This window comes from Ancrocorticia sp. (assembly GCF_052089425.1).
In the GTDB taxonomy this organism is placed as follows: domain Bacteria; phylum Actinomycetota; class Actinomycetes; order Actinomycetales; family Actinomycetaceae; genus Ancrocorticia.
This window is the reverse complement of record NZ_JBQCZW010000020.1, coordinates 1-9,960: the sequence shown is the minus strand read 5'-3', so window position 1 is coordinate 9,960 and position 9,960 is coordinate 1. Positions and strand designations below refer to the sequence as shown.

Sequence of the window (9,960 nt, the reverse complement as noted above, 5' to 3'; positions counted from 1 at the left end):
CAAGGCGTTGGAATCGATCCCAGTTCGGGACGCGTGGTGGCTCCGGCCACTGGCACAGTGATTCTCACCTTCCCTACCGGGCATGCGGTGGGCCTGCGCTTGGATTCGGGCGTTGAACTGCTCATTCACATCGGCTTGGATACCGTCAACATGGAGGGTAGGGGCTTTGACATCAAGGTGAAGAAGGGCGATCAGGTCACTGCCGGCCAGCTGCTGGCAACCTTCGATATCGAAGAAATCAAGCGTTCCGGATATTCACCCATTACCCCCGTGATCGTGACGAATCATCGGAAGTTCGCCTCCGTTCAACAGGACGCCACGGGAACGGTTGCTGAGGGCGCAGATCTCTTGAAGGTCACACCGAAGGGGTAAATCGTGAACTCAGCCGTCGTGCTGTTCATTCTCGCAGGGGTCGGGTTCGTCTTAGCGCTGGGAGGGCTAGGAGTGTTCATTCTTGTGATGATTCGTCGCTCTAGGCCCGGACGTGCACCCCAGCCAGCTGACGGCACCGGAATCCGCGGCGAGATCCGTATGGCCATCATCACCGTAGCTCCGAGGATTCCGGGATTACGTACGGAGGAAGGGGATCGGCGCCGCGCCGCTGCACACATTGCACGTACGCAGGGCCTTCAATTTCCCATTGATCCGCCTGTCGCCGTTCTACTCGTTGATCCCGGAGGATCGGGGCGGCGGCCGAGGTGGCGCTTGGAGTAAGCGGCCACAGTCGCGTAAACGCAAATGGAGGGGGAACGGCGTTCCCCCTCCATTCTTATGCCACCCGGAGATATACCCCGAGATCAGCAGACCACTATGTGTTCAAGGTATCGGAGAGGTCATTACCCTCCAGCTGAGAACCTTCAACATCGACACGGGGCAGGATGCGATCCAGCCACTTCGGTAGCCACCACGCGGATTCACCCAGCAGCGTCATGACAGCCGGCATGATCCACATGCGCACCACGAAGGCGTCCAGCAGAACGCCAACGGCCAGCCCCAGCCCAATTGACTTAATCATGGAAGCAACCGAGGCCACGAAGCGCGCGAACACCGAAATCATGATGAGTGCCGCGGCAGTCACCACGCGGCGTCCGGAGCGGTACCCCTGTGACACGGCAACCCGCGCTGGAGCGCCCTCAACGTATGCCTCGCGCATTCCGGTGGCAAGGAACAGCTGGTAGTCCATTGCCAGCCCGAACAGGATTCCCACCAAGATGATCGGCAGGAACGCCAAGAGAGGCGCCGGGTTGGTCACCGCGAATATGGTGCTCAGCCAGCCCCACTGGAACACTGCGGTCACCACTCCGTAGGTGGCGAACAGCGAGAGCACGAAGCCCAGCGTTGCCACCAGCGGTACTAGCAGCGAGCGGAACACAACGATCATGATAATCAGCGAGATGCCAACAACCACGGCCAGATACAGCGGCAACGCATCGTTCAAGCCCTGAGAAATATCGATGTTCACAGCAGCCTGTCCCGCAACGCCGAGTTCGTATTGCCCGTCCACGGCGGGCAGGTCCCGAAGCTGATGGACAAGATCCGTGGTTGATGCATCGTTCGGGCCACCCGTTGGCACCACTTGGAAGGCGGCAAGCTCGCCATCATCCGACACCGCGATGGGCGCAACCGCCACCACGCCGTCCTGATCGTAGAGAGCCGAGGCGATATCAAGCTGGGCGTCAAGCGTTTCGCCTTCGTCCATGCCAGCTGGAAGATCGGCTGTGGCAATCAACATCGAGTTAGCGCCCGCACCGAACTCCTGCTCGATGGTTTCATACGCCTGATAGGCCGTCGAATCCTCGGGCTGGGCGTCTCCTGCTGGCAACCCCAACCGCATCGAGAGCGCCGGGATAGCAATGACTCCCAGTACCACCACGCCAACGATCGTCCGAACCACGGACTTCCACGTTTTCATCGCACGCGCGGGAGAATTCTTTCGGGGCTTGCCCGTACCATCGCGCCGTGCCTCAAGCTTGGCGCGAGCCTTCTTTCCGAGCATTCGCTCGCCAGCCAAGCCCAGAAGTGCTGGCGTTGCCGTCACCGCGAGTAGTGCCGCAATGGCCACGCTGACGGCGCCAACTGTTCCCATGAGGCCGAGGAATGGAATACCCGTGACGTTGAGGGCCAGAAGAGCCACAACAACGGTCGAAGCCGCGAACACCACGGCCGTACCTGCGGTGCCGTTGGCCAGCCCAATCGAATCATGGACTTCCTTACCCGCCATGAGCTGGCGGCGGTGGCGGTTCAAGATGAAGAGAGAGTAGTCAATTCCAACCGCGAGGCCCAGCATCACGCCAAACACTGGGGTCACGGACGTCATTTGGATCGTGCCGGAGAACGCGAGAGACGCGAGGGTAGCGATACCAACGCCGGTCACGGCCGTCACGATTGGGAAGGTAGCAGCAAGCCACGAACCCAGAACAACGATCAGAACAAGGCCTGCAACCAGCACACCGAGCACTTCGTTGATGCCGAAGATTTCAGGAATGGTTTGGACGATCTCATTGGAGACGTCAGCCTTCACACCATCCACCGCGTTATCGGATAGGTAATCGACCAGCCCTTGCTTCGATTCCTGTGGAAGGTCCATGAGCTGTTCATCAAAGGAGACACTTGCGATGGCAGCGGACCCATCCTCGGAAACGAGGCTGTACTCATCGGCCATTCCCAGCAGATCTTGGCCTACATCGAGCTGATGGGTCTGTGCATCGATCTGTTCTTGCCCACCTTCAATTTCGGCTAGGCCTGAATCAATCTGCTCCTGCTGGGCATCGAGTTCACCGTATTGCTCATCAAGCTGTGCCTGACCGGCCTCCAGCTGATCTGTGGGGTAGCCCGCGGCCTGTGCTTGTTCGAGTTGAGTATCCAGTTCGGCCTGAGCCTCATCCAGCTGGTCGCGTCCGGCATCGAGCTGAGCTTGGCCTTCATCCAGCTGGTCACGGGCGGCGGTCAGTTCCGCCTGCCCCTCCTCAATCTGAGAGGCGCCCGATTCCATTTGTTCGGCCTGCGTGGCCCTCATCGCTTCCGTACTGAACGGTTCAACGGCAGAGGCCACGTTTGGAAGGTCTTCTAGGCCGCCAACGAGCGTCCCGATTGCCTCGGTCTGCTCGTCTGTAAAGGCTTCACCATTTTCGGTGTGGAACACCACCGATCCGGATGCGCCACTAAAATCGGGGAGCTTCTCCTCAAGCTCCGCAACGATATCCCCAGAATCTGTATCGGGGATATCAAAGCTATCAACAAGTCCTTTGAACCCGATGGCAAATCCGCCCCCCGCGATAGCGAGCAGTACTAGCCATGTGACCAGCACCGTCCACGCCCGTTTCGCAGAGAATCGTCCCAATCGGTAGAGCAATTTTGCCATAAAGAATTCGACTTCCGGTGTTGAAGAGGTGTTACCACGCAATCGTAAGACGCACCGTCTTGTCTATGCAATATAATGTGTATGCCATCATGAAGTGTGTGCCAATCGTCTCGGACGGGGTACCGGAAACACTGGAAGTATTGGAGGTAGTTGTGGCCAAGATTCGGAGCGGACCAGTTCGCAACGAACAGACTCATCAGGCCATCTTGGATGCTGCCGCTGAGCTGTTTGCCGCCCATGGCTACGACAAGATGACCATCGAGGGGATTGCCCACGAAGCCGGCGTGGGAAAGCAAACCATCTATCGTTGGTGGGGATCCAAGGGCGATCTGGTTGCCGAATGCCTCACTGCCGGAATCTTGCTGCCGGACCAACTCGCGCTGCCCAATTCCGGTGACATTCGGAGAGATCTTGAAGAATGGCTAACAAGGCTGTTCGACATCATCTCGAAGCCGGAAACAGAAGTTGTGATCCGCTCGCTCGTATCTGCCGCAGCCGAGAACCCACGCATCGGAATGCGTATACGTGAGTCCCTTATCGGGTTGGAATCTGTGACTGGGCGTCTCGAAGCCGGGATCGGCGAGGGGCAGAATCTCTACAACGGCGCTCCGTTTGACGAGATCGCAGAGGCACTCGTTGGAGCGGTGATCTTGCGCGCCCTCAGCCGCACTCCCCCAACCGCTCTGGACGCTTCGCATCTAGTCAGCGCCATTATCGGCCCCAAACCCACTAGCTGAGTACGCCCCGAATGACCGGGACGATGGGGTCAGCTGCCCACCACGTAGCAAAGCCGATCAGGGCCAGCATGAACAGATTCCAGATGAACGCTGGCAGGTGTGTGATGCGAGCCAGCTGAGCCGGATCGGATTGGCTTCCACCCTTCGAAACAACGGCGAAGAACTGCCGCCATGCCCCCACCAGCAATACCATGCCGGCGGCTGACACAATCGTGGCGGATAGTTCGGGATCATTGAGCCACCACACGGCTCCGGTTCCCACGATGAGGGCAACTAGCACGAGCACCGTGTAGCCCGATTTGGAGCGGACAAGCGCCACTAGCATCAGAACGAAGGCCACCACAAGCACGAGGCCTGCGCGCCCGTTCAACGCGGCGAAAAGCATGGCCGCTCCGATGATCGCCGGCATTGGATACCCGGCGAACATCGTCAGAGTCAGTCCGATCCCGCGCGGCTTACCCGTGGTGAGGGTATGACCCGACATATCTGCGTTGATGACGAATCCGGTGAACCTCCGCCCGCATAGCACACCAACGGTGGCGTGCCCGAGCTCATGAACCACGGTCACTATCTGGCGTAGATGGATCCACAGGACGGGAACCAGCACGATTACCGCGGCCGCGAGAATGCCCGTCAGTAACCACGGACTCTCAGGCACCGGCGCACCCGAGAAACTGGTGCTTAGGCGATCAACAAACTCCTCCCAGAAATCCATAGTGCCCATTGTGCATGCTGGAGCTGGGAGGATGGGTGAAGGCTAGTCAGCGCGCCAGTAACCTGAGAACGTGATGCGATGCTTGCCAACACCCTCTCTGACAAGATGGCGCCGCCCTTCGGTGGCAAGCGTGCGCTCCCCCGCGATGTAGGCAGTCAGGATTTCAGGATCCGGTGGGGTGAAACCGCTCAGCTCCTTCAAGGCGAGGGCGCCAGCAGCCGTAGCATGATCGTTGCGGGCAATCCAGCGGACCTCAACACCCTTGGGCCCCTCCGCATCCTGCATGTCCGCGCTTTCGGGTACCTCAATAATCGCCAAGCCCTCAGCGTTGCGCGGCATATCGCGCAGAATCCCCAGGATGGCTGGCAATGCAGACTCATCGCCCACAAGGAGGTAGAAATCGCCATCACCGGCAAGATCGAAGCCGCAGCCCTGATCGAGGATCACAATCTTTTCCCCGGGCTGAGCCTGCTGCGCCCAAGGCCCTGCTTCTCCGATATCGCCGTGAGCAACGAAGTCAATGTCCAGTTCGCCGGCTTCCGGGCGATGATTGCGCACGGTGTAATTGCGCAGGACCGGGCGCGTTTCCGATTTCGTCTGCGCCATGTACTTCATGTAGGAGCCAGCACCGAAGTGATCAGGAATATGAGAGAAGTCGGTTGGGCCATCGAGGCGCGGCAAGAACAACCGGAACCAATGATCAAATCCCTGACGCGGCAATCTGCCCATATCCGGGCCACCGACAGTCACACGCACCATATTCGGCGTGATTCGCCCCGCGCGCACTACCTCTGCCGTGTACAAACCACGGCCTTTACGCGCCTCGTCAAATCCCATCGTTCACTCCTCACGAATTAAGTAAGGCACACCTTACATAAATCACGTCCCGATGTTCAAGCAGGCCACGACGTAGGGAGCATGTATAGCCGTCTAGTCAATTAACGGTATAGTCTGGACCATGGTTCGGTGGTTCAAAGAGGACACTCGGCCTGCAACTCTTACGACCAATGTGAGGAGAACACAATGCTCATCAGTCTCAAGGAAGCCCTCGCCTACGGCGAAGAGAACGGCTACGGAATCGCCGCTGTCAACACACCAACGTTCGAAATGCTCACGGCGGCCATTAGCGTTGCCGAACGCTTCGATATCCCGATGATTCTGGCTCACGCCGAAGTTCACGATCCAGTCAACAGCGTAGAAAGCATCGGAGCGGCGATGGTAGCACTGGCCACCCGATCATCTGCCAAGTTTGTTGTTCACATCGATCACGGAGAGAACATCGAATTCATCAAGCGCGGGTTTGAGGTGGGGTTCAACTCCGCCATGTTTGACGGCTCACGCCTGCCCTACGAGGAGAACGTGCGCATCACCAAAGAAGCCGTTGCGCTGGCAAAGGAACACGGTGCGCACATTGAAGCCGAACTCGGGGTGATGCCAGGGCGCGAGGATGGAAAGGACTCCAGTGAGGGAGTTGGCGATCGTACTCTCTATACTGATCCGGCTCTGGCAGCAGATTTCGTGGAGAAGACTGGAGTGGACGCACTCGCCTGCTCGTTCGGCACAGTCCACGGCCTGTACAAGGCCGAACCCAAGCTGGATTACGATCTCATCGTCCAGCTGCGTGAAGCCACGGGCGTTCCCATCGTCATGCACGGCGGATCTGGGTTGAGCCATGAGGAATACCGCGAGTGCATCACCCGCGGAGTCCAGAAGATCAACTACTACACGTACGCGGACAAGGCGGCGCTGCAGGGGTCCCAAGCGTTCCTCGCAAGCAACCCAGAAACCTATGTCATGGCTCCCGTGACCGTTGCTGCACGCGAGGCGGTAGAACAAGACTTGGCTCAGTTGGTCACCTGCCTGTACCAGAAGGCATAGACTGGCCACGCATACTTTCAACTAAAAACCGATCACTCCAGTGAATGGGAGATCTCCGTGGTATCAGACCCAACTCGTGCCTTTGCACCCCGATACTTCGAGATTGCCCAAGCACTTCGGGCCCGGATCGCCCACCTTCAGCCACACGATCAGCTTGCGAGCGATGCTGAACTGTGCACGGAATTCGGAGTGAGCCGTATGACGGCACGGGCGGCGGTGAGCCAGTTGGTTAATGACGGGCTGGTTTACCGCGAACCCGGCCGCGGAACCTTCGTGGCGCCACCCGTTGTGGATCGCCAGCTCTCCAATCTCCTCGGGTTTAACGCAGAGATGTTGGCGAAAGGTCTCGAACCGTCCTCGCTCCTCATCTCAGCCGAGGTGGTGCCCGGTACCGATATTCAGCTGGACAAGCTGTATCTGGAACCGGGCAGCAAGGTGGTCAACATCGAGAGGCTGCGTATGGCCGACGGCGCGCCGTTGGTGCTGGACTACAACGCCTTGCCAGCAAAGTATGCCGGAGTTCTGGAAACAGATCTGAATTCCGGATCCCTACATTCAGCCCTACTAGCCGAAGGTGCCATCCCTGCTCAGGGAACCAGCACCATCACGGCAGAGGGAGCCACCAAACAGGACGCCACCTATCTTCGCGTGGAGGAAGGATCTCCACTGGTGGTTGAGCGCCGCCTCATTCGTGATCCCCGAGGAACGCCGGTCGAGTGGACGGAAAGCCATTACGTGCCTGAGCGTTACAGCATTACCGCCCAGTTCACCGTGGAGCTTCCTCCTCAAACATGATCTCGAGAAACACGAGATCCAGCCACTCGCCAAACTTGGAGCCTACTTCCTTGAGAAGGCCCACGCGCTCAAACCCCAGCTTTTCGTGAAGCGCAATCGAGCCGGTATTCGAGCCTTCGATCGCGGCGATCATCACGTGCATTCCACCAGCTCTCGCACGGTTCAATAGCTCGATCATGAGCGCCTTGCCTACGCCCTTACCCTGCTGATTCCTGCGAATATACACGGAGTTCTCCACCGTTTTGCGATAGCCGTCAAAGTTTCGGTACGGCCCATAGCTCGCATAGCCCAGAACCACACCGTCCTCCACGGCTACCAGTACCGGCAGGCCATCGCGCTGATGATCCGCGATCCACTGAGCGCGGTTTGCAACATCCACGGCTGTCTCATTCCAAATGGCTCGCCCGTTCATCACCGCATCGTTGTAAATCGCTGTGATCCCGCGCGAGTCACCAGCCACTGCATCTCTGATTTCCACGAGCTCTCCTCCGGTTCGGCACGGGAACAATAGCCAATACTATAAAGAGCGAAACGCCCCTCCCACCAACTCCTCTCGCCATGAGAAGAATTGGAACGGAGGGGCGCCTCTCGCAGATCGCGAGAATCTACCGCATCAGAGCGTTAGGCGTTCGCATGGTAGGCATCTTCGATGGCCTGACCAACCTCTGCATCAATGTTCTTCCAGTACTGGAACGCATTCGATAGCACCGGCTCCTCGACTCCATCAAGCAAGCCGCCCGTCACTGTTTCCACAAGGCGCTGGCGCTCGGCATCGCTATATACGCCGCGGACGAGACTGTGGGCTTGGCCAAAATCGTCGTCGTCGGAATGAAGCGAATAGGCCGAACGAACCAACTCGCCATCGGACTCCCAATTGTTTTCTACTGGGCCCTCCTCGTCCTGATACGCGCGCCCGTACGAATTCGGGGCGTAAACGGGTGCATCACCGGAATGCTGGAACTCCATGGCGCCTTCCTTATCGTAGGAATTCGTCTGAGAGATCGGTGCGTTAACCGGCAGCTGGTTGTAGTTCGTGCCAATCCGGTTGCGCTGTGCATCCGGGTAGGAGAACACGCGCGCAAGCAGCATCTTATCCGGGGAAACGCCCGTGCCCGGAACCATGTTGGAGGGGCTGAACGCCGCCTGCTCGATCTGGGCGTAGTGGTTTGTGGGGTTCTCGTTCAAGGTCAGGCGGCCAACTTCATGGAGCGGGTAGTCCTTGTGGCTCCACGTTTTCGTTAGGTCGAACGGGTTGAAGCGGTAGTCCTTGGCATCGCCGTACGGCATGATCTGGACCTTCAGGGTCCAGATCGGGAAGTTGCCTTCCGCAATGGAATCAAAGAGATCGCGGCGATGGAAATCAGCATCCTCGCCAGCCATCTTTCCGGCTTCCTCATTGGTCATGTTCTCCACGCCCTGATTCGTCATGAAGTGGTACTTGACCCAGAAGCGTTCGCCCGCCTCATTAATCCACATGTAGGTGTGGGAAGAATAGCCGTTCATGTTGCGCCATGTGCGTGGCAGGCCGCGATCCCCCATCAGGTAGGCAACCTGATGAGCGCTCTCCGGTGATAGCGTCCAGAAATCCCACTGCATGTTCTGCGAGCGCAGCCCAGAATCAGGCAGGCGCTTCTGGGAGTGGATGAAATCGGGGAACTTCATGGGGTCGCGGATGAAGAAGACCGGCGTATTATTGCCCACCATGTCAAAGTTGCCATCTTCGGTGTAGAACCGCGTGGAAAAGCCGCGCACGTCGCGCCACGTATCGGGAGAGCCGAGTTCACCAGCCACCGTGGAGAAGCGGGTCAACGTGCGAACCTTAGAGCCAGGCTGCAAGAACTTCGCCTTGGTGTACTGGGAAACATCGCCAGTCACCTCAAATTCGCCGAATGCACCTGAGCCCTTCGCGTGGGGGCTGCGCTCCGGAACCCGCTCCCGATCGAAGCGCGCGAGCTTCTGGACCAGCGCCACATCGTGGAGCATCAAGGGGCCATCGGCGCCCACACTGAGCGAATGTGCATCAGATTCGCGCGGCGCGCCATTTTCAGTGGTGGAAGGTTGAGTTGGATCAAACGTTGTCATGCCGTCTCCTTCAAGGTGAACGTGCTAGTTTCTTCCCCTCCACGGTATCTAGCTTGCCCGGCAATTGCCAGCTCTTTCTGGAACTATTCCAGAATGATTTGACAGTGTTATTTCGAGGAGTCTGCGGGGTTTTGCTTGACGGGACGCTCTTTCATGCCTCAGAACGTGTTCGTGTTATATCACTTTGTCCAATGTGCCACCTGTTCGCTCACAGGGGATTTGTTTGGGGCGGAGGCAAACGGCGAGGGCGCCGTCGTCGTCGGCAAATAAGAACTCCGTATGGCTTTCCCGGACGCCACCACGAACGCGTGACAAACCGGAGCCGTCCAATCGAGGCTGTGATGTCTCAGGACTTTGGTGACAGTTCTGTATCAGGACTTTGGTGACACTTG

The 9,960-nt window shown here is 58.3% G+C and carries 10 protein-coding genes; 5 read left to right on the top strand and 5 right to left on the bottom strand.

The window, feature by feature from the left end; translation table 11 throughout:
- Positions 1-372 (top strand): PTS sugar transporter subunit IIA (locus ACTHV6_RS07645; RefSeq protein WP_441386695.1); only part of this gene is annotated, 372 nt, incomplete at its 5' end.
- Positions 373-375: 3 nt separating this feature from the next.
- Positions 376-714 carry a hypothetical protein gene (locus ACTHV6_RS07640; RefSeq protein WP_441386694.1) on the top strand — a complete coding sequence of 113 codons (339 nt, stop codon included), beginning with the start codon at positions 376-378 and terminating at the stop codon, positions 712-714.
- A gap of 94 nt (positions 715-808) precedes the next feature.
- Here ACTHV6_RS07640 and ACTHV6_RS07635 read toward each other — a convergent pair whose 3' ends face one another.
- A complete protein-coding gene (locus ACTHV6_RS07635) occupies positions 809-3,361 on the bottom strand; it encodes an MMPL family transporter (protein WP_441386693.1) in 2,553 nt (850 codons plus the stop codon).
- Between the two features lie 89 nt (positions 3,362-3,450).
- On the opposite strand from ACTHV6_RS07635, the gene ACTHV6_RS07630 reads away from it, so the two are divergent.
- Entirely contained in the window at positions 3,451-4,098 is a 648-nt protein-coding gene (locus ACTHV6_RS07630) for a TetR/AcrR family transcriptional regulator (protein WP_441386692.1), read from the top strand.
- Here ACTHV6_RS07630 and ACTHV6_RS07625 read toward each other — a convergent pair.
- Both ACTHV6_RS07625 and ACTHV6_RS07620 read right to left on the bottom strand, forming a co-directional pair.
- The gene (locus tag ACTHV6_RS07625; RefSeq protein ID WP_441386691.1) at positions 4,091-4,813 is read right to left on the bottom strand and encodes a M50 family metallopeptidase; all 723 of its coding nucleotides are present in this window, start codon (positions 4,811-4,813) and stop codon (positions 4,091-4,093) included. The two genes, ACTHV6_RS07630 and ACTHV6_RS07625, sit on opposite strands and share 8 nt — an antisense overlap.
- A gap of 42 nt (positions 4,814-4,855) precedes the next feature.
- On the bottom strand, positions 4,856-5,650 hold the full coding sequence (locus ACTHV6_RS07620) for a siderophore-interacting protein (RefSeq protein ID WP_441386690.1): 795 nt from the start codon (positions 5,648-5,650) through the stop codon (positions 4,856-4,858).
- Between the two features lie 186 nt (positions 5,651-5,836).
- Between ACTHV6_RS07620 and ACTHV6_RS07615 the strand changes: the two genes are divergently transcribed.
- Together ACTHV6_RS07615 and ACTHV6_RS07610 are read left to right on the top strand one after the other, a co-directional pair.
- The gene (locus ACTHV6_RS07615) at positions 5,837-6,691 is read left to right on the top strand and encodes a class II fructose-bisphosphate aldolase (protein ID WP_441386689.1); all 855 of its coding nucleotides are present in this window, start codon (positions 5,837-5,839) and stop codon (positions 6,689-6,691) included.
- Positions 6,692-6,748: 57 nt separating this feature from the next.
- The gene (locus ACTHV6_RS07610; protein ID WP_441386688.1) at positions 6,749-7,486 is read left to right on the top strand and encodes a GntR family transcriptional regulator; all 738 of its coding nucleotides are present in this window, start codon (positions 6,749-6,751) and stop codon (positions 7,484-7,486) included.
- Here the strand turns inward: ACTHV6_RS07610 and ACTHV6_RS07605 are convergent.
- Together ACTHV6_RS07605 and ACTHV6_RS07600 are read right to left on the bottom strand one after the other, a co-directional pair.
- The gene (locus tag ACTHV6_RS07605) at positions 7,458-7,964 is read right to left on the bottom strand and encodes a GNAT family N-acetyltransferase (RefSeq protein ID WP_441386687.1); all 507 of its coding nucleotides are present in this window, start codon (positions 7,962-7,964) and stop codon (positions 7,458-7,460) included. The two genes, ACTHV6_RS07610 and ACTHV6_RS07605, sit on opposite strands and share 29 nt — an antisense overlap.
- A gap of 143 nt (positions 7,965-8,107) precedes the next feature.
- Positions 8,108-9,568, bottom strand: a complete 1,461-nt coding sequence (locus ACTHV6_RS07600; RefSeq protein ID WP_441386686.1) for a catalase — start codon at positions 9,566-9,568, stop codon at positions 8,108-8,110.
- Positions 9,569-9,960 lie beyond the last annotated feature (392 nt).

Excerpts from the sequence above, each read along its gene's own strand:
- ACTHV6_RS07600 (WP_441386686.1), bottom strand. The coding sequence starts at position 9,568 with ATGACAACGTTTGATCCAACTCAACCTTCCACCACTGAAAATGGCGCG.
- ACTHV6_RS07625 (WP_441386691.1), bottom strand. The coding sequence starts at position 4,813 with ATGGATTTCTGGGAGGAGTTTGTTGATCGCCTAAGCACCAGTTTCTCG.
- ACTHV6_RS07635 (WP_441386693.1), bottom strand. The coding sequence starts at position 3,361 with ATGGCAAAATTGCTCTACCGATTGGGACGATTCTCTGCGAAACGGGCG.
- ACTHV6_RS07615 (WP_441386689.1), top strand. The coding sequence starts at position 5,837 with ATGCTCATCAGTCTCAAGGAAGCCCTCGCCTACGGCGAAGAGAACGGC.
- ACTHV6_RS07630 (WP_441386692.1), top strand. The coding sequence starts at position 3,451 with ATGAAGTGTGTGCCAATCGTCTCGGACGGGGTACCGGAAACACTGGAA.
- ACTHV6_RS07620 (WP_441386690.1), bottom strand. The coding sequence starts at position 5,650 with ATGGGATTTGACGAGGCGCGTAAAGGCCGTGGTTTGTACACGGCAGAG.